This is a genomic window from Streptococcus humanilactis (assembly GCF_019448275.1).
Lineage (GTDB): Bacteria > Bacillota > Bacilli > Lactobacillales > Streptococcaceae > Streptococcus > Streptococcus humanilactis.
The window spans coordinates 49,546-74,561 of sequence record NZ_JAHXBZ010000004.1; the positions used below are offsets into that span (position 1 = coordinate 49,546).

Below are 25,016 nucleotides of genomic sequence, written 5' to 3' on the forward strand. Positions count from 1 at the left end.
GTCGTTTCGGACAAGTTTTCTATTATGTAAATTGCGACACGAGGAGTCGAAATCAATTTTATTTCGACGACGAGTTAGTAAGGAGGCTAGGCAAACGCCATAGCGATTGCCGTTTTCTGACGAGTTGCTTTAGCTACCGTCAGAATTGCCTAGTTGTACACCACTACCATGGCTGGGCGTAGGATGCGGTCATGGAGTTTGTAGCCTTTTTGGAAGACTTGGGCGATGGTATCTGCTGGGTGTTCATCGTCTGCTGGGAGAGTTTGGATTGCCATATGGTAGTTATGGTCAAATTCACCGTCAGCTGCGATTTCTTCAATTCCTTCTTCTTTCAAAGCGTGAATCAAGCTTTCTTGCACCATTTCCAAGCCCTTCTTCACATCATCTGTCAAACCTTCAACTGCGAGTGCACGCTCAAGGTTATCCAAAGAAGGGAGAATCGCTTTTGCCAAGTCTTGGCTACGATAACGTTGCAAGTTTTGACGCTCTTCATTGGCACGGCGTTGGATATTTTGCATTTCTGCATGAGCGCGAAGGTATTTATTTTCGAACTCATCTGCACGTTCATTTGCCAAGTCCAACTCAGACTTCTCAGGAGTTGTTTCTTCTACCGTTTCCATAACTTCCTCTTCTTGAACTTCTTCTACTTCTTCATTTTTTATATCTTGGGCCATTTTCGCCTCCTTTAATGATTTCAATCTTAATGTACTTCGTAATGATTACTGCTGAGGTAGCGGTAAAAATCTGTCAACTTCATGGTCAAAACACGGTTGACCACATTGACTTGGTTGATTAGCTGTTGGTAATCCAGATTGACTGGACCGATAATGGCTAGAATTCCAACTCCCCGATAAGGAATGAGGAACTTGCTACTAATCACCGCTAGGTCAGCTAGACAGGACTCTTGACTGTCCGCAACACGGACGTTTTGCATCTGATCTTCACGCAACCCCTCACGAATCTCCAAGGCCACCTTTTGTGGCTGATCAAAGAACTGATAAGCTGCCAGATTGGCAAAATTCAAGAGATTAACCTTGCCCGCCACCACAATGTTTTCGTTGAACATTTCCTTAAAGATGTGTTCAAAGAGATCAATCACATTATCCGTTGTTGTAAAGTAACGCTGGATAATCTGCGGAATCTCCGTCCGAATCTTGTAGTGAATATCTAGAACGGTGTGGCCGAGGAAACGTTCCTGAATGATGCTCTTCAGTTTCAGCAAATCCTCCTGCAAGAAGTTCCTTGGAATCAGAAATTGACTGGTAACCGTTCGAGACTCGTCTAGGGTAAATACTGCCAAGGCTGTGTGTTGCCCCAAAACAACGATATCAAAGGCTGTCAACCGTTGCCTGCTCGGCTCAACATCCAGTGCCACTACCGTACAGCCACTCAAGTCTGTCAGTAGATTAGCTGCCTCTTGCAGAATATCCTCCAATTTGAAGAATTCCTGATCAAATGCTTTAACAATCTCATAAACCTCATTTTCAGCCAGTCGGTCAAAATCCAGTGAGTGTTTTACATAGTACTGAAAACCAGCAACACTTGGCATCCGACCACTTGAAGTATGAGCCTTTTCAAGCAAACCTTGCTTTTCTAGAGCCGCCATGTCATTACGAATGGTTGCACTGCTAGAGTTAATAGACTCTTGCAAGGCTTTGGATCCGACAGGTTCGTGCGTTTTGGTAAAGATGTCAATAATCAGATTTAAAATATCCTGCTGACGCCCTGTAACCATCTCATCACTCCTCTCTGTCTGATCAATTAGCACTCGATACACTTAAGTGCTAACTCATGATTCTATTATACACCCTTAGAAGAGAATGTCAAGACAAAAACTCAAAAAATTAGCACTCTTTTATCAAGAGTGCTAAAAATCAGTCTGAAGACCTAGAACCTTACTGTTCATCTACTTGGTATTTCCTTTTAAGTCTGAAAAAACCAAGGATTAGATAAGAAATCAGAAAAGCATACAAAAGAAAAATAATAAAGAAAGACATAGAAAGCTCTTCTTTAAATAAACTCATACAAACAACAAGACCACCCGAGAAAGTAGCTGTACAGGAACGAAGTCTAGACCGCATAACTTCCCACCTGAGATTATTACTCATATAAACTTGATCCTCTGAAAGTATATCAGAAGCTGGTTTACGAAGAACTGAACAAAAACCTCTTTCTATCAATTCCCAACCTCTATTTCTAAAATCTTGCAATTCATGCTGATACTTTTTAAGAAATCTAGAATCATAGATACGGTAGATGACATCGTCTGGTTGACATTGGTCAAAATAGAACAAACCAAAACGACTAGTTCTATACCTCCAACCTTTCAAGTGCATCTCATGTAAATATTCTTCTTTCTTGTCCAAATCAAGAATAGTGAAAATCCGAAATTGCTTTTTATTTATCATGACTTCCCCTCCAATTTTGAGCATACCTACCCTATCATAAATCTGATAATTCCTTCTTTTTATGCCATAACTTCCAGCTAATGTATACAACCATTAACAAAAGGATTAAAGACAAGAAAATATCTAGCCCGACCGCAAGTAAACTCCATAGACCATACGCATTACTTCTATTGAGCAATTTAAGTAAGAATGGTATATGTATGGCTAGCAAAAATAAAACAGGTACTAATCGCAGTCTTAAAATGCGGTTAACCATAGCTAACTTCCCAGCAGCGTCATTATAGATTTCAAATTCTACATTCGATTCAATTTCAGAATGTGCTTTTCTAAAATAGGAAAAACTATTAAAGTCTGTAATATGCTCCCAGCCACAGTCTTTAAAGAGTTGTAAATAGGAGGTTCTCTCTGATTTTTCCATTGGGTAAAAATCCAACTGATAAGACACTTGCTCAGGCTGACATTTTTCAAAGGTATACTTAACTGCAAACAATAAGATAGAATAGCTTACTTTCCTAAGTTTCCAGCCCTTAGCATGCATTTCTCTAAAGTATAGAGCCTCTCTCTCATAATCCGCAATTGTAAAAATTCGATAAACAATTTTCTCTTCCATCATCCTTCCTCCCGACTGTTTCTATAGAGCCGTTCAATACGCTTCAATTCAATATCTAAGACTTTTTGTCCCAAATCTGTTATCTGATAGATTTTCCGTTTTTCCTCTTCGCGGACAAAGAAAATCAAACCATCCTTTTCCATTTTTGACAAGGTTCCATACATAGTTCCAGGACTAATCGAAACTTGTGAATCTGTCATCTCCTTGACCTTTTGCGTAATACTATAACCATGACGCTCCTTTTGCAAACAGAACAAGATATAAAAACCTGTTTCCGTCATCGGAAGATAGACCCGACGAACCTTATCCGTTAATTCCATTTATAAGCACCTCCTATTCAGTTCGATATATCGCACTTCGTTATATAAAATATATCACACCTCGATATAAAACGCAAGAAAAAAGACCACCCTCAGGCAATCTTTCTTCTATATTAGTAAAGATCTAAATAGTTATCAATTTCCCATTGTGAAACGAAGGTTGCATAGCTTGCCCATTCGATTCGTTTGGCTTCAAGGAAACTAGTATAGATATGTTCTCCAAGAGCTTCTCTGACAACCTCATCTTCTGTCAAAGCTTTCAAAGCATTGTGAAGAGTTGATGGAAGGTCTGTAATACCAGCTTCCTTACGCTCTTCTGCTGTCATGATGTAGATATTTTCTTCGATAGGAGCTGGTGCTTCGATTTTGTTTTCAATACCATGCAAACCAACTTCCAACAGAACCGCCATAGCGATGTATGGGTTTGCCATCGGATCCACTGAACGCAACTCAAGACGAGTTCCCATACCACGTGAAGCAGGCACGCGCACAAGTGGCGAACGGTTACGACCAGCCCAAGCAATGTAAACAGGCGCTTCATAACCTGGAACCAAACGTTTGTATGAGTTAACTGTTGGGTTCATGATAGCAGTATAGTTGTAGGCATGCTTGATCAAACCGCCAAGGAAATAGTAGGCAGTTTCTGACAACTGCATTCCTTTTGGATCATTTGGATCAAAGAAGGCATTGTTTCCTTCTGCATCAAACAAGGACATATTACAGTGCATACCTGATCCAGCAATACCAAATTTTGGTTTAGCCATAAAGGTTGCGTAAAGCCCATGTTTGCGAGCAATGGTTTTAACAACGAGTTTAAAGATTTGAATCTTATCACAAGCACGGAGAACTTCATCGTACTTGAAGTCAATTTCATGTTGTCCAACCGCAACCTCGTGGTGACTCGCTTCTACTTCAAACCCCATTTTGGTCAAGACATTCACAATCTCACGACGCGTATTGTCCGCAAGGTCAGTAGGCGCCAAATCAAAGTAACCACCCTTATCATTCACTTCAAGCGTTGGGTCTCCATTTTCATCCAACTTAAATAGGAAGAATTCTGGTTCTGGACCAAGGTTGAAAGATTTGAATCCTACTTCTTCCATGTGACGAAGAGCTCGTTTCAAATTGCCACGAGGGTCACCCGCAAATGGTTCACCTTCTGTTGTATAGACATCACAGATCAAACCTGCAACACTTCCATTTTCATCTCCCCAAGGGAAGACCGTCCATGTATCCAAGTCTGGGTACAAGTACATATCTGACTCATTGATACGTACAAAACCTTCAATAGAAGATCCATCAAACATCGCCTTGTTTGACAAAACTTTATCTAACTGTTCATCTGTAGCAGGAATTTCGACGTTTTTCATGGTTCCCAAAATATCTGAGAACATAAGACGAATAAAGGTAACATTTTTTTCCTTGACTTCACGACGAATATCTGCAGCTGTGATTGGCATGAGTTTTCTCCTTAATGTATGACTACTTGCGGTTACCTAACCGCGACCAAAAGGTGACCGTACTGAAGCAAAGCGACCCTGTTGGAGGAGTTCATTGTGAAGTGCACGGCGCACCTCAGTCTGACTCACCGCTTTCTTGGATTTCGCTTCACGTTCAGCATATTTTTTCTTAATGGCAGCGATATTATAACCTTCAGAGATATAATCTTTGATTTCAAGCAGACGATCCATGTCATTCAAGGAATACATGCGACGGTTTCCTTCGTTTCGATCAGGTTTAATCAACTCTTGATCTTCATAATAACGAATCTGACGCGCCGATAGATCGGTCAACTTCATAACACTGCCGATAGGAAAAACAGCCATATTTCGGCGAAATTCTTTTTCCTTCATTTACAATTTCCTTCTTTCTGTCTATTATAGTCTAAAAAAAGACAAACGTCAATTGATAATGTTATAAAATGTAACATTATTTTTCTTTTTTCTCTAAAAAGAGACGAATACGGTCAATATCGTAATTTACGAGAATTGCGACAAAAACTCCCATGAAAGTTTCTGATACACGCGCAAACACGTACAAAATTGTTTCCCCACTCGGAATCGATAGGGTAATGATTAACATAGCTGCTACACCACCAATAACCCCTGCTTTATTATTCATGGCTACATTTGTCATAATGGTTAACATGGTGCAGATTGGAACAACTACCAAGGTCACCCAAAAAGCCTCGTGGAAAAAGGTATTTAATAGGAAGAAGACCAATGCATAGAGGCCACCGATACTATTTCCTAGAATACGCGAAGTCCCAAAATGGACACTCTTATCAAAACTCTCCCTCAGACTAAAAACCGCTGTTAAAGCACCGATTTGAAGACCTTTCCAGCCAAAAAAGCCAAAAATCAAGAGAACTAGAAAAACAGCAATACCTGTTTTAAAGGTTCGCATACCAAGTTTGAACTGGGATTTATCGAATTTATATTTTTTAAAATAACTCATAATCTCAACTTTCTATTTCCATTTTATCATAAATTGGCTGATTTTATGAGCAATAGTTGAGAGGAAGCGTTTTTATTTTAAGCAAAAGAAAAGAGGAACTTTCATCCCTCTCTTCTTTGATTTATTTATAAAATCTTATTTTTCTGTCAAGGCTGCAAGTCCTGGAAGAACTTTATACTCAATGAAAATCAAAGAGCAAACTAGGAAACTAGCCGCAGGCTGTACTTGAGTACGGCAAGGCGACGTTGACGTGGTTTGAATTTGATTTTCGAAGAGTATTACCTTCAAGAAGCTCCATTGATGCCCCACCACCGCGTCACAAATACCTACACTAACACAAAAAGGTGACATAGCCACCTTTTTGTTAACGTTTCAGTTTTGTTCCTTTTTCTACAAAATCAGGATTTTGTAGAGACTAACGTGCTGAAATTATTTTTCTGTAAGTGCAGCCAAACCTGGCAATACTTTACCTTCGAGAAGTTCCATTGATGCTCCACCACCCGTACTAATCCATGAGAATTTGTCTGCGCGACCAAGGTTGATCGCTGCGGCAGCTGAGTCACCACCACCGATGATTGATTTAACGCCTGGTTGTTTCACGATAGCGTCCATCACACCAATTGTACCAGCTTGGAAGTCTGGGTTTTCAAACACACCCATAGGTCCGTTCCATACAACTGTTTTGGCACCAGTCAAAGCTTCGTCAAATTTAGCGATAGATTTTGGACCGATGTCAAGACCAAGGAAGCCTTCAGAAACTGCTTCACCTTCAGTGTCACGCACTTCAGTGTAGCCAGCAAATGCGTTTGCTTCTTTTGAGTCAACTGGCAAGATCAATTTACCGTTTGCTTTTTCAAGAAGAGCTTTCGCAACACCCAATTTGTCTTCTTCTACAAGTGAGTTACCGATTTCGATACCTTGTGCTTTGTAGAATGTGTAAGTCATACCACCACCAATAAGGACTTTATCAGCTTTTTCAAGCAAGTTTTCGATAACACCGATCTTGTCTGAAACTTTTGAACCACCAAGAATAGCTACAAATGGACGTTCTGGAGTTTCAACTGCTTCTTGGATGTAGGCAATTTCGTTTTCAAGAAGGAAACCAGCAACTGCTTTTTCAACGTTTGCTGAGATACCAACGTTAGATGCGTGTGCACGGTGAGCTGTCCCGAATGCATCGTTTACGAAGATACCATCTCCAAGTGATGCCCAATATTTACCAAGTTCAGGATCGTTTTTAGATTCTTTTTTGCCGTCAACATCTTCGTAACGAGTGTTTTCAACCAAGAGAACTTGTCCATCTTCAAGAGCGTTGATAGCTGCTTCCAATTCAGCACCACGAGTGACACCTGGAAGGAAAGCAACGTCTTGACCCAATTTAGCTGCCAAATCAGCAGCTACAGGAGCAAGTGATTTACCAGCTTTGTCTGCTTCTTCTTTCACACGGCCAAGGTGAGAGAAGAGGATAGCACGTCCACCTTGTTCAAGGATGTACTTGATAGTTGGAAGAGCTGCAGTGATACGGTTGTCGTTGGTAATCACGCCATCTTTTACAGGTACGTTGAAGTCAACACGAACGAGAACTTTTTTCCCTTTCAATTCAACGTCTTTAACAGTCAATTTTGCCATTAGATATGACTCCTTCTTTTTTTATACGTGTTAATTATATCACAAAATCAGCAAAAGAGATAGAAAAACCCTAAACTTTTCTTGTTCTTTTACCACTGTAAAAATTGACTCATCTACCTGTAGACTTTATCTTAGCAAACTTTATTTCCTTTCCCTAAAATAGTAGAACAAGGTAAAAACTATAATCCCATTTAGGATTGTATAATTCATTTAATCAAATTTAATAACTAGTTTTAAAAACATTGTTTTATCCATACAAAAAACTAGCATCTGATTCATTTTCAGACTACTTTCTTGAACTTTTAAAGAGTCGATTCCTTTCAAATTATCTGATCTAATATTCCTTACTCTCCCACTTTTTTCTCTTCCACCTCTCACATCTCCACTTCTTACTCTCCCACTTCTGACTATTACTCCTTAATTTAAAAAGATCAGTTCCTTTCAATTCCATCTTCTTGTTGGCAAGTATAAAATTCTCAATACACTCTACTTGTCTATCTGTAATTTTTGTACACCTGAATCCACCCCCACCACGTGGTGAATGATTAAACATATCAAGGATACAATTTTTGTTTATTTCTATTAATTTTTTATTTTCAGTTTGTGGTTGGTAACTCTCCTTTGAAGCAACTATAGTATATCGTCTCTTGGGTCTACTACTTGCTTTAGGATGATCATTTTTTGCCCACTGATAATGATCTTCATAAGAAAATTGATCATATTTTACTGTTGAAAGTTTAACATCATTATAGTGTTCAAAAGGGTTATCCGCTACTTTTTCCACTTTATCACTGTCACTTTTTTCCCAATAGATTATCTCATCTACAATAAATACTAAGTCAACAAACCACTTATCATCTGATGGAGTTCCTTGTCTGGTAAACCAAAATAACGTATCTCCCTTTTTAAGTTGAGATGCTTTGATTTGATTGGTTTTACAAAATGTATTCAAAAATCTTTCGCTCCAAACATATGGATCTTGATTCCCTTTAAAATTATCACAGTATACACTAGTATCATCAATTTTTACTTCAATTCTATTTTGATGTAACATAATATAATTTGCCATAATATGCATTCTCCTATGTCATGTTCTATTTTAAAAGAAAAAAATCTCTGTGATTCGTAAATAAAATCATAAAAATGTTATTATATTTAAATAGCATCCTAGATAGATTATATAATTTACATTATTAATCGTCAATAAATCTTGTGATAAAGTTTTATTAGAATTAATGAATTCAAAGTCTTTCATAACTTTTTCTAAAGCAAGAAAGATACTATTAATACTAGATTAAAATCAAAAAAAACATCTTATAATAGTAGTTATGAAACTTACAAATGAAGAAATACAAAAAATTGAAAAACTCCTAAGAGATTCATCGTATACCAAATATCACAAACGTCTACAGATTATTTATTTCCGCTCAAAAGAAAAGAGTTATAAGAAAATTATGAATCTGCTAGATTGCACTAAAACAACTGTTTGGAGGAATTTTAAAAAATGCCAAATTTTCTTTCTAAAATCTTAGCTTAACACTTGTTAGATTTACTTTTATCCTTTAAAATAGAATAGGAGAAATTCCGTTATTATTTTTCGGAGGAAAAAGAAATGTCCATTAATTGGCAGGAAATTTTATTTCACTTTTTAGGTGGTCTAGGACTATTCTTATATAGTATCAAGACCATGGGAGACGGTTTGCAACAAGCTGCTGGAGATCGCCTTCGTTTTTACATTGACAAGTACACTAGCAATCCCTTTTTAGGTGTTCTAGTCGGAATTGTCGTGACTGCCCTGATTCAGTCAAGTACAGGGGTCACAGTTATCACGGTTGGACTGGTCAGCGCTAGTCTTCTCACTCTTAGACAGGCTATCGGAATTATCATGGGAGCCAACATCGGAACTACCGTTACTTCCTTTATCATCGGTTTCAAGCTTGGTGAGTATGCTTTACCCCTGATTTTCCTTGGAACCATGTTCCTCTTCTTTACCAAAAACAGAACAGCAAACAATATCGGGCGCATCCTGTTTGGTGTAGGGGGAATCTTCTACGCCCTCAACCTCATCAGTGCCGGTATGAGCCCTCTTAAAGATTTACCACAATTCAAGGAATACATGGTAACCTTAGGACAAAATCCTGTGTTGGGAGTTTTCGCCGGTGCAGTGATTACCGTCCTCATCCAAGCTTCTTCTGCGACAATCGGGATTTTGCAAGGTCTCTATGCAGGTGGATTCCTTGACCTTAAAGGTTCGCTACCAGTTCTCTTCGGGGATAATATCGGGACAACCCTAACCGTTATCATCGCGGCAGCTGGAGCCAATGTCTCTGCGAAACGCGTTGCTGCAACCCACGTTACCTTTAACGTTTTAGGGACTATTCTTTGCTTAATCTTATTAGGTCCATTTACGTCTATGATTGAGTACTTCCAAGCACTCCTTCACCTCTCACCTGAGATGACCATCGCCTTCTCTCACGGTGCCTTTAACGTAAGTAACACCATTGTACAATTTCCATTCATCGGAGCCTTGGCCTACTTTGTAACTAAGCTCATCCCTGGTGAAGATGAAGTTGTCAAGTACGAGCCACTTTATCTTGATGAGCATTTGATTAAACAAGCTCCATCAATCGCTCTCGGAAATGCCAAAAAAGAACTCCTTCACTTGGGAAATTATGCTTCTAAAGCCTTTGACCTTTCATACAACTACATCATTGACCTCAATGAAAAGGTTGCTGAAAAAGGACACAAGACAGAAGAAGCCATCAATACCATTGATGAAAAATTGACTCGTTACCTGATTACTCTTTCAAGTGAAGCCCTTAGCCAGAAAGAAAGTGAAGTGCTCACAAACATCCTGGATTCATCCCGTGATTTGGAACGGATTGGGGATCACGCAGAAGCCCTAATCAATCTGACCGACTACCTTCAACGTAAAAACGTTGAGTTCTCTGAAGCTGCTTTGCAGGAATTGGCTGATATCTATCAAAAAACCACTGGCTTTATCAAGGATGCCCTTGATAGCGTGGAAAACAATGATATTGAAAAAGCTCAAAGTCTGATTGAACGCCATAAAGAAATCAACAATATGGAACGTGTTCTCAGAAAGACCCACATCAAACGCCTCAACAAGGGCGAGTGTTCAACACAAGCTGGGGTCAACTTTATCGATATTGTTTCCCACTATACTCGAGTGTCTGACCATGCTATGAATCTAGCTGAAAAGGTCATTGCTGAACAAATCTAAGTACCAAGAAGCTATCCTAAATTGGATGGCTTTTTTCTTTTCCTAACCAAGAATTGCTTTTCTAACATATAGAAAAATGCTTTGATTCACAATGGAATCAAAGCATTTTAAAGAGCTCCCCGTATACAAGCGCAGAAGCTGCAGTTCCTCTGTACTTGGATTCTTCTCTTTTGATAAAGCGAGCTAAGTTGAACAACTCAGGTGCCGGATGTTTGGGATTTAGGAGCAATTCACGATTGACCAGATCTGAGAGACGAACTGCCAGCAATTGCTCATTTGTAGTAGGCAGTTTTTTAGCAGTCTCTAGGAGAGCAGCAACTAAATCTTCACTCAAATCATGTCGAGCATGATTGTAAAGATCTTTTAAAAGGCTTTCTAGGTTTGGTTCTACTACCATCCCTACCACCTCCCTTATGGTTTAATAATGTTTAATCAAATCAACCGTTGAACGATCCAATTTTTTCACCAAGGCTTGCAAGAAAGCTTGAGCTTCTAAGAAGTCATCCATAGCGTAGAGGGTTTGATGAGAATGGATATAACGAGCGCAAACACCGATTGTTGTAGATGGGACACCACCATTTTTCAGATGAGCTGCGCCAGCGTCTGTTCCGCCTTTACCACAGTAGTATTGGTACTTGATACCAGCTTCCTCAGCCGTTGTCAAAAGGAAATCCTTCATTCCTGGGAGAAGCAAGTGACCTGGGTCGTAGAAACGAATCAAGGTTCCATCTCCAATCTTGCCTTGACCACCATAAACATCACCAGCAGGTGAGCAGTCAACTGCTAGGAAGACTTCTGGATCAAACTTAGTTGTAGATGTATGAGCACCACGAAGACCAACCTCTTCTTGGACGTTAGAACCCAGATAGAGTTCATTGCCAAGTTTTTGACCTGACAGGGCTTCTGCTAACTCACTAACCATGAGCACACCGTAGCGATTGTCCCAAGCTTTTGAGATGATATTTTTTTCATTGGCCGTCAAGATTGCAGAACTATCTGGTACGATGGTGTCACCAGGACGGATGCCAAAGCTTTCTGCCTCAGCCTTATCCGCAAAACCGCCATCAAAGACGATATCTGCAATAGCTGGCATGGTTGGGCCACCCTTACCACGTGTCAAATGTGGCGGAACAGAGCCTGAAATCACAGGAATTTCATGACCATCACGAGTCAAGAGTTTGAAGCGTTGGCTGCTAACCACCATGGGGTTCCAGCCACCGATTTCTACGACACGGAAGGTACCATCTGGCTTAATCTCGCTGACCATAAAACCAACTTCATCCATATGAGAAGCGACCAAGACGCGCGGCGCATCCGCAGCTTCTGAATGTTTAATCCCGAAAATACCACCCAAGCCATCTGTCACCACTTCATCCACGTGCGGTGTCAACTTTTCACGAAGATAAGCACGGACAGGTGCTTCATGACCTGAGATCGCAGCAAGTTCTGTTACTTCTTTGATTTTTGAAAATAATGTTGTCATTTCAGTTCCTTCTTTCTTTCATCCATTTTACCACTTTTTATAGGAGAAGGATAGCAGGAAGGTGGATTTCTAAATTAGTATCTTAGTCTTACTGTATCTTAGAAAAGCTTGTATTTTCTTGCATGTGAGGTGAAATCTAAGAACTATTCCAAGACCAACCAAACTATTAATTCCCAAACACAAAACAATTCAATGCTATATTTGTTCAGTTTTTCATGAAATTTGCAGAAAATAGTTGACTTCGCCTTCTTATTTCTTTAAAATAGTACAAAACTAGGAAAAGGAAAAAATCATGACCAAAACAATTCTTGTTACAGGTGGAGCTGGCTACATTGGCTCCCATACCGTTAAAGCTCTTTTAAATGCTGGCTATCAGGTACATGTTCTAGATAATCTCTCTAAAGGAAATCGAGCGGCTGTGGATAGTCGTGCTAGCTTTAAGCAACTAGATGTTTATGATTCTAGTGCCCTAAAAGCTTACTTAGAAGAAAATCAGATTGATGCTGTTCTTCATTGTGCAGGTGAGATAGTTGTGAGCGAAAGCATTGAAAACCCAAGCAAATACTTCACTGCCAATGTTGCTGGTATGAACCAAGTTCTCAAAGTCTTATCTGAAGTTGGCATTCAAAAAATCATGTTCTCTTCGACTGCTTCCCTCTATGGTAATAACTGTATTGACAAGCCGGCAACTGAAGATACCCTGCTCGACCCTGTCAACCCTTATGCAGAAACAAAACTGATGGGTGAACGAATGATTTACTGGATGGCCAATCGCTACGATTGGAAATATGTCATTTTCCGTTACTTTAATGTTGCTGGGGCTGAAATGGATGCTTCAAACGGTCTGCGCGTGAAAAATCCAACTCATATCATTCCAAATATCAACAAGACCGCATTGGGACAAAATGATAGCCTGAAAATATTTGGAGATGACTACGATACACGTGATGGTTCATGTATTCGAGATTACATTCATGTCTTGGATCTTGCACAGGCTCATGTTAAAGGAATGAACTACCTATTTCAAGAAGACAGTTCTTCTCAAATCTTTAACTTAGGAACTGAAAAAGGCTATACCGTCAAAGAAATCTTTAAAACTGCTGAAGAATTACTGAATCAAAAAATACCACACGAAATTGTTGCTCGCCGTGCTGGTGACCCAGCTAGCGTCCTAGCAGACGCATCAAAAGCTAAAAAATATCTTGATTGGAAGGCTAGCTACTCCCTCGAAGATATTATTTTATCAGATTATCGTTGGCGTGTTAAAGAAGGCAAAAACATTTTGGAATAGGATAACAAAGGAGAAAGCCTTGGCGCTCTCTCCTTGTTTTATTCATTAAATTGTCAGAAAATTTATTGACAGATTAAAGAAATCGTGTTACAGTAATATCCGCGGGTATCTTTCGATACCAAATCTATTTGAAAGGATGGGGTATGAAACTTTCTCATTATTTAATTGGCTTACTTCTACTCCTAGTCTTTCTCTCTATTAGCATTGGGACCAGTGATTTTTCATGGGGAAAGCTCTTTGCTTTCGACCAGCAGACCTGGCTTCTCTTTCAAGAGTCCCGTCTCCCAAGAACTATCAGCATTCTCCTGACTGCCTCTAGTATGAGCATGGCAGGACTGCTCATGCAGACTATCACTCAAAATCAGTTTGCTGCTCCGAGTACAGTTGGAACGACTGAAGCCGCCAAACTGGGAATGGTATTGAGCCTCTTTGTCTTTCCGTCGGCTAGTCTGACCCAAAAGATGCTCTTCGCTTTTGTTTCATCCATCGTATTCACCCTCTTCTTCCTAGCCTTTATGACCATTTTTACTGTAAAGGAAAGGTGGATGTTGCCTCTGATTGGGATCATCTATAGCGGAATTATCGGTTCTGTGACAGAAGTTATCGCCTATCGTTTCAATCTGGTTCAGAGTATGACTGCCTGGACCCAGGGCTCCTTCTCCATGATTCAGACCCATCAGTATGAATGGCTTTTCTTAGGCCTCATTATTCTGATAGCCGTTTGGAAATTATCCCAAACTTTTACCATCATGAATCTGGGCAAGGAAACCAGTGAGAGTCTGGGGATTTCCTACTCCCTACTTGAAAAATTGGCCCTCTTTCTGGTGGCGCTAACGACTAGTGTCACCATGATTACCGTGGGTGGCTTGCCATTTCTCGGAGTCATCGTTCCCAATCTTGTCCGCAAGCGCTATGGAGATAATCTAAGTCAGACCAAACTCATGGTCGCACTGGTCGGTGCTAATCTAGTTCTGGCCTGCGATATCCTATCCCGAGTTCTGATTCGGCCCTATGAGCTGTCTGTCAGTCTTCTACTAGGAATCATTGGTAGCCTCGTCTTTATCCTACTTCTATGGAGAGGGGGACGAAAAGATGCAGTTTAAAAGCAAACATACCAAACTCTTCTGCCTTCTCATTATCCTCGCCATCGGAGCTTGCCTTCTCTACTTTTGGCCCATTACTCACCTGTCCACCTTCGCTTGGAAGCTGCGTTCCCAAAAGATCATCGTTTATCTCTTGGTAGCTATCGCGACAGGGATTTCGACCATTAGTTTTCAAACCCTGACGGAAAATCGTTTCCTGACGCCAAGTATTTTGGGAATCGAATCCTTCTACGTCCTACTACAAACCCTACTACTGGTTTTTGAAAGTAAGTTTCTTCAACTCGAGAAGTCTCCTATCTTAGAATTCCTAGTTTTGCTTCTGCTTCAATCCCTCTTCTTTCTTGCCTTACAAGGCTACTTGAAGACACTGATGAAACAAGACCTGGTCTTCATTCTGCTAATCTGTCTAGCCCTCGGAAGTCTCTTTCGAAATATCAGTACCTTCCTTCAGGTCCTGATGGATCCAAACGAATACGATAAACTGCAGAACAGTCTCTTTGCCTCCTTTCAACATCTCAACACTTCCATCCTAACCTTCGGTTCTCTGATTATCCTTGCTTTGACCATCTTTTTCTTTCGAAAAGCAGTCATTCTGGATGTCTTGCATCTGCAAAGAGAAACAGCTCAGATATTGGGACTCGATATTGAAAAAGAACAGAAAGAACTCCTCTGGGGCATCGTGCTTTTGACCTCAACGGCCACTGCCTTGGTAGGTCCTATGGCCTTCTTCGGCTTTATGCTAGCCAACCTCACCTACCTGATTGTCAAAGACTATCGGCACAAGTTACTCTTTATCGTAGCCATTCTGGTTGGATTTATTAGCTTAACCTTGGGGCAAGCCTTGATTGAACGAGTCTTTGCACTAGAAATTCGCATCAGCATGATCATCGAGAGTGTGGGTGGCTTCTTATTCTTTATCTTACTTTATAGGAGGGCGCGTCGGTGAAACTGGAAAACATTGACAAATCCATTCAAAAACAGGATATTTTGCAAGGTATTTCGCTTGAAGTCAGTCCTCAGAAACTGACAGCCTTTATTGGCCCAAATGGTGCTGGAAAATCGACTCTCCTCTCCATCATGAGCAGACTGACCAAGAAAGATCAGGGAATTCTCAGTATCAAAGGCCGTGAAATCGAGAGCTGGAATTCGCAAGAACTAGCCCAAGAACTGACTATCCTAAAGCAGAAAATCAATTACCAAGCCAAATTGACGGTGGAAGAACTGGTCAGTTTTGGACGTTTTCCCTACAGCCGAGGTCGACTGAGACCAGAAGATTGGGAAAAAATCCGAGAAACTCTGGACTATCTGGAGCTGACCAACTTAAAAGACCGCTACATCGATAGCCTGTCTGGAGGCCAGCTCCAGCGAGTCTTTATCGCTATGGTACTGGCCCAGGATACAGACTTTATCTTGCTGGACGAACCACTCAACAATCTCGACATCAAACAAAGCGTCAGTATGATGCAGATTCTTCGGAGACTGGTGGAAGAACTCGGCAAGACCATTATCATCGTCCTCCACGATATCAACATGGCCAGTCAGTATGCAGATGAAATTGTCGCCTTCAAGGACGGTCAAGTCTTTAGCAAGGGAAGAACCAATCAAATCATGCAGGCTGACCTGCTCAGTCAACTTTATGAGATTCCCATCACGCTGGCTGACATCAATGGCAAAAAGATCTGTATCTATAGCTAATAACATATAAGTTCAAGTTAGAGAACCTTCAGTCTCTTAGTCAATAAGACCAAGAGACTCCTTAAATCGTTATCACATTTTAAAAAGGAGAAATTATGAAAACATCCCTTAAACTTTATCTCACTGCCCTAGTGGCCAGCTTCTTGCTCATACTTGGTGCATGTAGTACAAACACAAACTCAAGCACTAGCCAGTCGGAAACAAGTAGCTCTGCTCCAACAGAGGTAACCATTAAAAATTCACTAGGTGTAGTCACACTTTCAAAAGTCCCTGAAAAGATTGTGACCTTTGACCTCGGTGCTGCGGATACTATTCGCGCTTTAGGTTTTGAAAAGAATATCGTCGGAATGCCTACAAAAACTGTTCCGACTTATCTTAAAGACCTAGCTGGAAAAGTTAAAAATGTTGGTTCCATGGTTGAGCCAGACCTAGAAGCCCTTGCTGCTCTTGAACCAGACCTAATTATCGCTTCACCACGTACCCAAAAATTCGTAGATAAGTTCAACGAAATCGCTCCGACTGTTCTCTTCCAAGCAAGCAAGGACGACTACTGGACTTCAACTAAAACTAACATTGAATCCTTAGCAGGCGCCTTTGGGGAAACAGGTACACAGAAAGCCAAGGAAGAATTGGCTAAGCTAGACAAGAGCATCCAAGAAGTCGCTACTAAAAACGAAAGTTCTGACAAAAAAGCCCTTGCTATCCTCCTCAACGAAGGAAAAATGGCTGCCTTTGGTGCCCAATCTCGTTTCTCTTTCTTGTACCAAACCTTGAAATTCAAGCCAACTGATACTCAATTTGAAGATTCTCGCCACGGACAAGAAGTCAGTTTTGAAAGTGTCAAAGAAATCAATCCTGACATCCTCTTTGTCATCAACCGCACCCTTGCCATCGGTGGGGACAACTCTAGCAACGACGGTGTCCTAGAAAATGCCCTCATCGCTGAAACACCTGCCGCTAAAAATGGTAAGATTATCCAACTAACACCAGACCTCTGGTATCTAAGTGGAGGCGGACTTGAATCAACCAAACTCATGATTGAAGACGCACAAAAAGGCTTGAAATAAGCAACTTCAAACTCATACTCTTCGAAAATCAAATTCAAACCACGTCAACGTCGCCTTGCCGTACTCAAGTACAGCCTGCGGCTAGTTTCCTAGTTTGCTCTTTGATTTTCATTGAGTATCAACTAACATCTTTACATGATAAAACGCATCCTATCAGAATCACTCAAACCTGATAGGATGCGTTTTTATCATTTCACTAAAATATTTTTACCTAGCCTCATTTTTCTTCTTGGTTCCGTTTGAGTGAAAAGTGGTCTGGGACGGGGTCCTTACCTGTTTTCGACCAGGGATGGCAACGTAAAATCCGAGCCAAGCCCATCAAAACACCCTTGAAGCCATGTTTCTCAATAGCCTGAATCATGTAGTTTGAACAAGTCGGCTCAAAGCAACAAGAGGGGGGAAAGGCTGGTGAGATAAACCGTTGGTAAAAGCGCACAGGCGCTATTAAAATTCGTTTCATTATTTCTTGGTTACAGCCATGGTATGTAGTTGGCTGATTTCTTTTTTGTTAAGACGACGGGATTCTCCTGGACGGAGTCCTGTCAAGTCTAGATGTCCAAAACGGGTCCGTGACAACTTGTCCACTTGGAGACCGACAGCTTCAAACATCTTTTTAACCTGATGATTACGCCCTTCATGGATGGTCAACTGCACCACAGAACGGTTTTTGACTGGATCCACTTTGAGAATCTCATAGACAGCCGGCTTGGTTTTCTTGCCATCAATCTCAAGTCCACGGGTCAAGGGGCGGAGATTATCCTTATTGGCCACACCTTTAACACGCGCAACATAAACCTTATCAATCTCATTACGAGGGTGAATCATCTCATCCGTAAAATCCCCATCATTGGTCAAAATCAAGACTCCTGATGTATCCCAGTCCAAACGACCTACAGGGTAGATGCGCTCTTTCACGTTGAGCAAGAGATCGACAACCGTCTTGCGGCCCTTGTCATCTGTCACGCTGGAAATGACACCGCGTGGTTTGTTAAGCAGATAGTAGACCTTTTCTTCGTTGTAGATAGGTTGACCTTCAACTTCTACCTTGTCGCCTGACTTGATGGTCGTTGCTAGTTCACGTACCACCTGGCCGTTAACCGTCACCAAGCCTTGCTTGATCAACTCTTCTGCTTTTCTCCTACTGGCCACACCTGCGTGGGCAATATACTTATTGATTCTCATCTTCTTCTATCCTTTCACCAAATAATTGGCTTTCTTGGGCTTGAATCTCAAGCTCATCAATCACTGGTAATTCTTCTAAATGATTTATCCCCATGTAATCTAGGAAATAATCTGTAGTCACATAGAGGTTGGGGCGTCCCAACACTTCTTTTTTCCCGTCTTCTCGTATCAAGTCAAAGGCCTGCAACTTTGCCAAGGCCCCACTCGAGTTGACCCCACGGATGGCATCAATCTCTATCCGTGTGATGGGCTGCTTGTAGGCAATGATGGACAAGGTTTCAAGGGCAGCCCGAGATAAACTCTGGTTGATAGGTGCCTTTGAATATTCTTTCAAAACCGCTGCAAATTGAGGCTTGGTCACCAATCTATAAGCGCCCCCTGTCTCAATCAGAGCCAAACTGGAATCTGGGTCCTTTTCATACTTCTGGGCTAATTTTTCTAAACTCTGTTGGATGCCTGTCGGTGGTAGAGAGAGGAGTTCAGCTAACTGGCGGACCCTAATCCCATCTTCACCCGCTACAAACAAGAGCGCTTCTATTTCTGCTAAAGTACTCATCTTTCCTCTCTATCAAGTCTAGCTTTGTGCCTCTTGATTTTCTTCCTTCTTTTCCATGAGATAGATATCTCCGAAACTCTCCTCTTGAACGAGGATCAGTTCCTGGGTTTTGATTAACTCTAAGGTCGCCAAAAAGAGGGTAATGACCTCTTGGACATTCTGGGCTTCCTTGAACAAATCCTGCAAACGCAACTGATCTCGTCCGGTCAAGGACTCTTTTACGATGACCATCATGTCCTCAATCTTATACTCATCCCGCAGGATAGTCGTGTGATTCTGTGCAAACTCCTCTTTTTTCTTGGCTAGGATATTTGAAAAAGCCAAAAAGAGGTCAATGGTCGTCTTGTCATGAACAAGCTCCGCATCTTCGTAAATCAACTCTGTCGGCGCTTTGGAATAGTGCTGGGCCCGTTCTTGGTGCTTGGCTTCCAAGTGCTCCCCCAAGAGTTTGAACTTGCGGTATTCTTCGATTTGGGAGAGAAGATCCTGCTCCAGATCATCCTCCAAGTCTGTCACTTCCGCTACCTTTGGAAGGAGTTTACGGCTCTTGATTAGCATAAGCTGACTGGCCATAACCATGTACTCCCCCGTCACTTCCAGACGCATAGCCTGCAGGGTTGAGACATAGGCTAGATACTGTTCGATGACTTCCGTAATGGGCACATCATAGATATCCATCTGATACTTAGAAACCAGATGCAAGAGCAAGTCCAGGGGCCCTTCAAAATCTTTTAGTTTAATATCCATTATCTATATTTTTCTAAGGTCAGGACTGTTTTTAATCCTAATTTTTTTGCAATTTCGTACAAATCGACCTTGTTTTCTATTTGTCGTAGAATGAACTGTTCCCGCAAGGCTTGGGCCGATAAGGCTGGAAAACCTTTCTCCTTGACAAAAGACTCTAGCTGACGGAAGGCCCACTGACGGGAATAGACTTTCCCTCCCCTTTCAAAGAGGTAGGTCTGGCCCATCAAGGGTTCCAACTCTGAAAGCAAGGTTGTAGGAATGGTGACAATCCTCTGTTGGGAAACCTTCTTGATTCGCAACACTTGAAAATCCAGATTGATATCCTCAACCTTGAGAGCTAAAATCTCACTCGGCAAGAGCCCCATTTCTAGGATTAAGAGCGCTAGCAAGCGCCCCTCTGGATAGTCACTTTCTTGCCAAAAAGAGTCTAGGTCTAACAGTTCTGGTTTTTCGATCTTCTTTTCAGCTTGTTTAGCCAATTCCAAGCGATAAAAGCTATCCACTTCTCCTTTTTGATAGAGAAAGTAGAGAAATTGGTTACAGGCCGAAATCTTTCGCTTCTGTGCGCTAATTTTTAGATTGGCTAGCTGGGCTTGGTAAATCTTGAGACTAGTCTCAGAAATCCGCTCTCCTACAATGTCTAAAAATTGCTCCAAATCATACTTATAGGACTGCTTGGAATTGGCAGATAAGCCCTGCTTTTCCTCTAAAAAGGCTGAAATTCTGTCTCTCATTTGCATCGAATCTCATATTCCTTACTAAAGTCGTGCAAGAGGGCATTGACTGCCTTGAGGATAGACTTGCGCGTGATGATTCCTTGGAAAATACCAGACGCATCCACAACCGGCAAGAAGGACTCATCTACCAGCTTGTGCAAGACCTCCGTAATGGTAAAATCAGGCGAGACGACCGCTACGTCCGTTCTCGTCATATGAACGATATCCGTATCTGCCATGATTTCTTGACTCAAATCATGCTCCATCTGATAAGCCATAATATCTCTGAGCCCAATCGTCCCAACAAACTGTTTTTCATCTGTCACAACAGGAACACGGGTATAGGTCATCTGACTGAGTAAGAGAGTAGCATGATCCGCATTGTGAGTATCAATCAACACGGCTAGATTTTCAGCAGGAGTCAAAAAAGTTTCTTCTTGTCCCAACAAGAAAGTCTCAAACTCCTTGGCAATCATCGGCTAAACTCCTTGGACAAGCCCGGATACACCTCATGGTCTCGTGTCAAAAAGTCCACTTTGAAATAACTATCATCAATCTCCACACGAGCATAAAGACATTCTCTGACGGTACCACGTGGTTGACTGATGGAGCCTGGATTTAGAAAAAGAGTCTTTCCTTCCATCCAAGCGCTTGGCACATGCAAGTGACCATAGAGGCAGATATCAGCCTCTTCCTCCTGAGCCCAGTAGTCCAACTTTTGAAAATTGAAATTGATGTCAAACAAGTGACCATGGGTTTGGATAATCTTGGTCGAACCAAGCTCAGTCACCAAACGTTCTGGGTAACCTGCATAGAAGTCCATATTCCCTTTAACAACACGGATGCCTTCCCAAAGGGGAGAATCAAGACGCAGTTCAGAATCGCCGTTATGAAAAACGGCATCAACTTTGCCTACATAGCGATCACGGATTTCTTCCACAATCAAGCTATCGCCATGAGAATCGCTCATTACAATGATGATTTGCTTTGCCATGATGGAAATACCTCCAAAAGTTTCTTAACAGCTAAGGCACGGTGAGATTGGCTATTTTTTTCTTCAAGGGTTAATTCAGCTGAGGACTTGCCTGTCTCTCCTACAAGGAAGAGAGGGTCATAGCCGAAGCCATTTTCACCCTTAGGTTCAAAGTTGATGTAGCCTGGCCAGTCTGCTTCAACAACCAAGCTTTCCTTGTTTGGACTGGCCACGACAAGGGTTGTATGGAATTGAGCCGAGCGGTCCTTGAGTTCAAAGACCATGGCCAATTCGTGCAAGAGTTTGGCATTGTTTTCACGGTCAGTAGCTCCCACACCTGCGAAACGAGCTGACCAGACACCTGGCAAGCCACCAAGGACATCGACTTTGAGACCTGAGTCATCTGCCAAAACCATCTTGCCCGTTAATTGAGAAATGGTTTCTGCCTTGAGACGGGCATTTTCTTCGAAGGTCATGCCTGTTTCAGCTACTTCAGGCAAGTCAGGGTAGTCATTAAGATTTTCCACATCGTAGCCTAACTTGTCAAAGATAGCTCGGAATTCCTTGGTCTTGCCCTCGTTACGAGTCGCAATCAATAAGGTTTCTCTGACCTTGCTTGTCTCAAAGAAATCATGAACATTGACCCCTTCTTTAGGCAATTCTACATACAAGAGCTGCCCATTTTCAACCAAGAGCAGGGCTCCCTGACGTTGAATAACTTCCAAATTTCGTCCCATTTCTTGGTTAAGGATATCTACCACAAAAGACAATAAACGGTAGGGAGAACCATAGCGTAAAACAGTAACTGAAAGTGGAAAACCTCGTTCCTCGTCTCGAAAGATTTTGGCCAATCCAACCAAAGGGAAATCCAAGTCTTCATCAGTCAACGTCCGGACGCCACCAAAAATACTATAGGACCCGACATACCAGTCCTGTTCATCCTTATATTCATAAATTTTATTTGTCATAATTCTACATGCTCCACATGAATCTCTTTTTCCAGCCATTCTTCACCAATTTGTGCAAAACTTTGGCTGCTGGCTGTTGTGTAAAAACAGTGATGGAGTGGTCCAGCATCGCGACCACGATTGATTTCAAAATAATTGAGTAAGACTGAGATGTCCCGTACGCACTCTGCTCCACTATCGATGAGCTGAACCTTTGGTCCCATGACATTTTGAATAATAGGTCTGAGGAGTGGATAGTGGGTACATCCTAAGATTAAACTGTCCACCTTACCAACCAAGGGACGCAGGGTTTCATAGACCACTTTCTTGGTGACACTGGTTGACAGTGCCCCCGACTCCACCAAAGGAGCAAACTTGGGACAGGCCAAACTCTCCACCTGTAAGTCCGGATCCAAATCATGGATTTTCTGACGGTAGATGTCTGATTGGACTGTCATGGGCGTTCCAATCACTCCGATTTTCCCACCTTGACTGGACTTGATGGCTGCCGAAGCTCCTGGCAAAATCACACCTAGGACAGGAATATCTAGTTGAGCCTTGACTTCTTCCCAGACGACCGCAGTCGCAGTATTACAAGCAATGACAATCATCTTGACATCCTTGGTCAAGAGAAAGTTAACCAACTGCCAAGTATATTCACGAATTTGCTCAGCAGGACGGGGACCATAGGGCGCCCGCGCCGAATCTCCAATATAGACGATTTCTTCATGGGGAAGCTGGCGCATGAGCTCGCGCACAACCGTCAAGCCCCCGACACCCGAATCCAAAAAACCAATTGGTCGATTATCCATACAGTCTTCTTTCTAGTCTTTTTTCTGATTGATAGTTCATTATGATTACCGTTCCGTATGAACTGAATAATGACAGCCTAATCAATAACCATCTCTCTTAATCATAATCAAATATCAATAGAATGCAAGGAAAAAGTCTCATCCCTAAACCATAGCCAACATAGTGAGAAGTCTGGAACTTTCATCCCAGACTTTTCCTTATTTATTTTTTCTTTTTATTGTTAGCAAGGGCTGCCTTTTGTTGGCGGATGATTTGGTGGTAAACTTGTTGTACCTTAGCTTCGCTTGGTTTTTGACCATTTGCACTCAAAAGAGTACGAACTGCTTCAGCATTCAAACGTGGGTTGTCAGCGAATTCTTTTTCGATTTGCTTACGAACCAAGTACATTCCTCCAAGAGCTCCTCCTAGAAAAGCTAGCACAATCAATACAATTGCTAATAGTAAATCCATCATTTTTCTCCTGTTTCTTTTTGAGTCCCTTTCATTATACCACAAACTAGCCACCCTGACTAGTTTGTTTTACGCTTTCAAGAATGGAATAGACAGCAAAAAGAACCCTGATTTTCTGCAAAAGAGGGCTCCTTACTGAGTTTAATTTACATAGATAGCCAGTGTTTGATACGATTTTAGTAGAATTTTTTCAGACGCTTCTCTTGTCTTGTTATTTAAAATCAAATAAATGCGTTCTATAAAATTAATATAGGAACGATAAAACAAAAGAGAAGAAAATTATTTCCTTGGCTGGCATCTAACTCATTAAACTTTCGTTTAGAATAAGAAAACTTATTATCCATTGCAATTACATAAATGATAAATAACACTGATAATTATAGGTGTTTAAAATTCATTAATCAAATTAGGTCAACTAGAAATAGACTTGTTTGGTATCTTGTTGAATCTTTTCAACTACAATCTATAGGTGTTATTATGGATTATTTCAACCAATTTAAATATGCAGAAACTAAAAACTAATGGCTAGTTGGAATATTAAAAATTCAATTTCTAACCAGCTAATCTTGCTTCAAACAGTTATCGAACAAGTCTAATAAGACAACAATTAATACTAAAGAAGGTCAAACATAATAAACACTCCACAAAAGAGCACTTGGGTACTTAACTTTATCCTCTATTCTCCATATTTGGTAAAGATAATCTAAATCGAATAATAATCATCCTAATAATAAAACCTAAAATGAAGATTATTATAAACGTCGAAATTCTAGAAAAACCTATAAAATGGGTCAAACCATAGTACGAAATCCCTACAGCAAAAGATAATAATGCATAGATATCCTCTTTCAAGACACTAGGAACCTCATTGATTAATAAATCTCTTATTATACCCCCACCAGCTCCAGTCAAACATGCCAATAATCCAGCTGACATTAAATTGAGTTTAGTTTCAATTAAAACTGTCGGTCCAATTAAAGAAAATATAATTAAGCCAATCGAGTCAAAGATTAAGTAGGCTTCGCGTAACCATCTATATATTTCTGAATTATAGCCATAATTTGAACGATTTAAAACAATAAAAATATACATTATAATTGCAACAAATATCGCAAGATAAATCGAACTGGGATCAAAAAGTGCCGAAGGAAATCTACTTATTATCGAATCACGTAAAATACCGCCTCCGACAGCTGTGACAATAGCCAACAAACTAATCCCAAAAATATCCAGATGTTTATCAAACCCTTTTATAGCACCCGATGCTGCAAATGCAATCGTTCCAATATAATTACATACTAAAAGGAATAGGTCAAAGTCCATTT

Annotated in this window: 29 protein-coding genes and 1 pseudogene; 7 read left to right on the forward strand and 23 right to left on the reverse strand. The window is 41.0% G+C overall.

Features of this window, described 5'->3' with window-relative positions; translation table 11 throughout:
* Window positions 1-149 precede the first annotated feature (149 nt).
* The 10 genes from grpE to KV696_RS06795 all read right to left on the reverse strand — a co-directional run bounded on the left by grpE (window position 150) and on the right by KV696_RS06795 (window position 8,493).
* Window positions 150-674: a nucleotide exchange factor GrpE gene (gene grpE, locus KV696_RS06750; RefSeq protein ID WP_219967197.1), complete on the reverse strand. Its 525-nt coding sequence runs from the start codon at window positions 672-674 to the stop codon at window positions 150-152.
* Between the two features lie 26 nt (window positions 675-700).
* Window positions 701-1,735 carry a heat-inducible transcriptional repressor HrcA gene (hrcA, locus tag KV696_RS06755; protein ID WP_219967198.1) on the reverse strand — a complete coding sequence of 345 codons (1,035 nt, stop codon included), beginning with the start codon at window positions 1,733-1,735 and terminating at the stop codon, window positions 701-703.
* Window positions 1,736-1,895: 160 nt separating this feature from the next.
* Complete coding sequence (locus tag KV696_RS06760; RefSeq protein ID WP_125456194.1) at window positions 1,896-2,408, reverse strand: DUF2812 domain-containing protein; 513 nt, start codon at window positions 2,406-2,408, stop codon at window positions 1,896-1,898.
* Between the two features lie 34 nt (window positions 2,409-2,442).
* Window positions 2,443-3,018 (reverse strand): DUF2812 domain-containing protein, encoded by a 576-nt coding sequence (locus tag KV696_RS06765; RefSeq protein WP_219967254.1) that lies wholly within the window; start codon window positions 3,016-3,018, stop codon window positions 2,443-2,445.
* Window positions 3,018-3,338 carry a PadR family transcriptional regulator gene (locus tag KV696_RS06770; protein ID WP_219967199.1) on the reverse strand — a complete coding sequence of 107 codons (321 nt, stop codon included), beginning with the start codon at window positions 3,336-3,338 and terminating at the stop codon, window positions 3,018-3,020. The genes KV696_RS06765 and KV696_RS06770 overlap by 1 nt, the downstream gene beginning before the upstream one ends.
* Window positions 3,339-3,451: 113 nt before the next feature.
* Window positions 3,452-4,798: a type I glutamate--ammonia ligase gene (gene glnA / locus KV696_RS06775; RefSeq protein WP_219967200.1), complete on the reverse strand. Its 1,347-nt coding sequence runs from the start codon at window positions 4,796-4,798 to the stop codon at window positions 3,452-3,454.
* Window positions 4,799-4,834: 36 nt separating this feature from the next.
* On the reverse strand, window positions 4,835-5,191 hold the full coding sequence (gene glnR, locus KV696_RS06780) for a transcriptional repressor GlnR (protein WP_000659548.1): 357 nt from the start codon (window positions 5,189-5,191) through the stop codon (window positions 4,835-4,837).
* A gap of 76 nt (window positions 5,192-5,267) precedes the next feature.
* Window positions 5,268-5,795, reverse strand: a complete 528-nt coding sequence (locus KV696_RS06785) for an FUSC family protein (protein WP_000119915.1) — start codon at window positions 5,793-5,795, stop codon at window positions 5,268-5,270.
* 429 nt (window positions 5,796-6,224) lie between these two features.
* Window positions 6,225-7,424, reverse strand: a complete 1,200-nt coding sequence (locus KV696_RS06790) for a phosphoglycerate kinase (protein ID WP_219967201.1) — start codon at window positions 7,422-7,424, stop codon at window positions 6,225-6,227.
* A gap of 334 nt (window positions 7,425-7,758) precedes the next feature.
* The gene (locus tag KV696_RS06795) at window positions 7,759-8,493 is read right to left on the reverse strand and encodes a hypothetical protein (protein ID WP_219967202.1); all 735 of its coding nucleotides are present in this window, start codon (window positions 8,491-8,493) and stop codon (window positions 7,759-7,761) included.
* Window positions 8,494-8,752: 259 nt separating this feature from the next.
* On the opposite strand from KV696_RS06795, the pseudogene KV696_RS10065 reads away from it, so the two are divergent.
* Window positions 8,753-8,953 (forward strand): annotated as a pseudogene (locus tag KV696_RS10065) (IS630 family transposase); the annotation flags it as partial.
* 83 nt (window positions 8,954-9,036) lie between these two features.
* Window positions 9,037-10,668: a Na/Pi cotransporter family protein gene (locus tag KV696_RS06800; RefSeq protein ID WP_033676213.1), complete on the forward strand. Its 1,632-nt coding sequence runs from the start codon at window positions 9,037-9,039 to the stop codon at window positions 10,666-10,668.
* Window positions 10,669-10,765: 97 nt separating this feature from the next.
* On the opposite strand, the gene KV696_RS06805 is transcribed toward KV696_RS06800, so the two are convergent.
* Together KV696_RS06805 and pepA are read right to left on the reverse strand one after the other, a co-directional pair.
* A complete protein-coding gene (locus KV696_RS06805; RefSeq protein ID WP_153192842.1) occupies window positions 10,766-11,065 on the reverse strand; it encodes a bacteriocin immunity family protein in 300 nt (99 codons plus the stop codon).
* 21 nt (window positions 11,066-11,086) lie between these two features.
* Window positions 11,087-12,151 carry a glutamyl aminopeptidase gene (pepA, locus tag KV696_RS06810; protein ID WP_153192840.1) on the reverse strand — a complete coding sequence of 355 codons (1,065 nt, stop codon included), beginning with the start codon at window positions 12,149-12,151 and terminating at the stop codon, window positions 11,087-11,089.
* A gap of 292 nt (window positions 12,152-12,443) precedes the next feature.
* On the opposite strand from pepA, the gene galE reads away from it, so the two are divergent.
* From galE to KV696_RS06835, 5 genes are all read left to right on the forward strand, one after another.
* Entirely contained in the window at window positions 12,444-13,442 is a 999-nt protein-coding gene (galE, locus tag KV696_RS06815) for a UDP-glucose 4-epimerase GalE (RefSeq protein ID WP_173306793.1), read from the forward strand.
* 143 nt (window positions 13,443-13,585) lie between these two features.
* Window positions 13,586-14,545, forward strand: coding sequence for an ABC transporter permease (locus tag KV696_RS06820; protein ID WP_194250473.1), 960 nt, complete (start codon window positions 13,586-13,588; stop codon window positions 14,543-14,545).
* A complete protein-coding gene (locus tag KV696_RS06825; RefSeq protein ID WP_219967203.1) occupies window positions 14,535-15,491 on the forward strand; it encodes an iron chelate uptake ABC transporter family permease subunit in 957 nt (318 codons plus the stop codon). Before KV696_RS06820 ends, KV696_RS06825 begins: the two co-directional genes overlap by 11 nt.
* The gene (locus tag KV696_RS06830) at window positions 15,488-16,240 is read left to right on the forward strand and encodes an iron ABC transporter ATP-binding protein (protein ID WP_219967204.1); all 753 of its coding nucleotides are present in this window, start codon (window positions 15,488-15,490) and stop codon (window positions 16,238-16,240) included. The genes KV696_RS06825 and KV696_RS06830 overlap by 4 nt, the downstream gene beginning before the upstream one ends.
* A gap of 95 nt (window positions 16,241-16,335) precedes the next feature.
* Complete coding sequence (locus tag KV696_RS06835; protein ID WP_219967205.1) at window positions 16,336-17,307, forward strand: siderophore ABC transporter substrate-binding protein; 972 nt, start codon at window positions 16,336-16,338, stop codon at window positions 17,305-17,307.
* Between the two features lie 217 nt (window positions 17,308-17,524).
* Here the strand turns inward: KV696_RS06835 and yidD are convergent, their stop codons facing one another.
* The 11 genes from yidD to KV696_RS06890 form a co-directional block, all read right to left on the reverse strand.
* On the reverse strand, window positions 17,525-17,767 hold the full coding sequence (gene yidD, locus KV696_RS06840; RefSeq protein WP_219967206.1) for a membrane protein insertion efficiency factor YidD: 243 nt from the start codon (window positions 17,765-17,767) through the stop codon (window positions 17,525-17,527).
* A complete protein-coding gene (locus KV696_RS06845; RefSeq protein WP_219967207.1) occupies window positions 17,767-18,489 on the reverse strand; it encodes a pseudouridine synthase in 723 nt (240 codons plus the stop codon). Before KV696_RS06845 ends, yidD begins: the two co-directional genes overlap by 1 nt.
* Window positions 18,476-19,045, reverse strand: coding sequence for an SMC-Scp complex subunit ScpB (scpB, locus tag KV696_RS06850; RefSeq protein ID WP_219967208.1), 570 nt, complete (start codon window positions 19,043-19,045; stop codon window positions 18,476-18,478). The genes KV696_RS06845 and scpB overlap by 14 nt, the downstream gene beginning before the upstream one ends.
* Window positions 19,046-19,063: 18 nt before the next feature.
* Window positions 19,064-19,792 (reverse strand): segregation/condensation protein A, encoded by a 729-nt coding sequence (locus KV696_RS06855; RefSeq protein ID WP_219967209.1) that lies wholly within the window; start codon window positions 19,790-19,792, stop codon window positions 19,064-19,066.
* On the reverse strand, window positions 19,792-20,526 hold the full coding sequence (xerD, locus tag KV696_RS06860) for a site-specific tyrosine recombinase XerD (RefSeq protein WP_284440261.1): 735 nt from the start codon (window positions 20,524-20,526) through the stop codon (window positions 19,792-19,794). Before xerD ends, KV696_RS06855 begins: the two co-directional genes overlap by 1 nt.
* Entirely contained in the window at window positions 20,523-20,984 is a 462-nt protein-coding gene (gene cbpB / locus KV696_RS06865) for a cyclic-di-AMP-binding protein CbpB (RefSeq protein ID WP_004260968.1), read from the reverse strand. Before cbpB ends, xerD begins: the two co-directional genes overlap by 4 nt.
* A complete protein-coding gene (locus KV696_RS06870; protein ID WP_219967211.1) occupies window positions 20,981-21,502 on the reverse strand; it encodes a metallophosphoesterase in 522 nt (173 codons plus the stop codon). Before KV696_RS06870 ends, cbpB begins: the two co-directional genes overlap by 4 nt.
* Window positions 21,478-22,449, reverse strand: a complete 972-nt coding sequence (locus KV696_RS06875) for a nucleoside-triphosphate diphosphatase (protein WP_219967212.1) — start codon at window positions 22,447-22,449, stop codon at window positions 21,478-21,480. Before KV696_RS06875 ends, KV696_RS06870 begins: the two co-directional genes overlap by 25 nt.
* Window positions 22,446-23,240, reverse strand: a complete 795-nt coding sequence (gene racE, locus KV696_RS06880) for a glutamate racemase (protein ID WP_049524766.1) — start codon at window positions 23,238-23,240, stop codon at window positions 22,446-22,448. The genes KV696_RS06875 and racE overlap by 4 nt, the downstream gene beginning before the upstream one ends.
* Before the next feature lie 202 nt (window positions 23,241-23,442).
* On the reverse strand, window positions 23,443-23,691 hold the full coding sequence (locus KV696_RS06885; protein WP_000364990.1) for a YneF family protein: 249 nt from the start codon (window positions 23,689-23,691) through the stop codon (window positions 23,443-23,445).
* A gap of 669 nt (window positions 23,692-24,360) precedes the next feature.
* Window positions 24,361-25,014: a trimeric intracellular cation channel family protein gene (locus KV696_RS06890; RefSeq protein WP_049524765.1), complete on the reverse strand. Its 654-nt coding sequence runs from the start codon at window positions 25,012-25,014 to the stop codon at window positions 24,361-24,363.
* Window positions 25,015-25,016 lie beyond the last annotated feature (2 nt).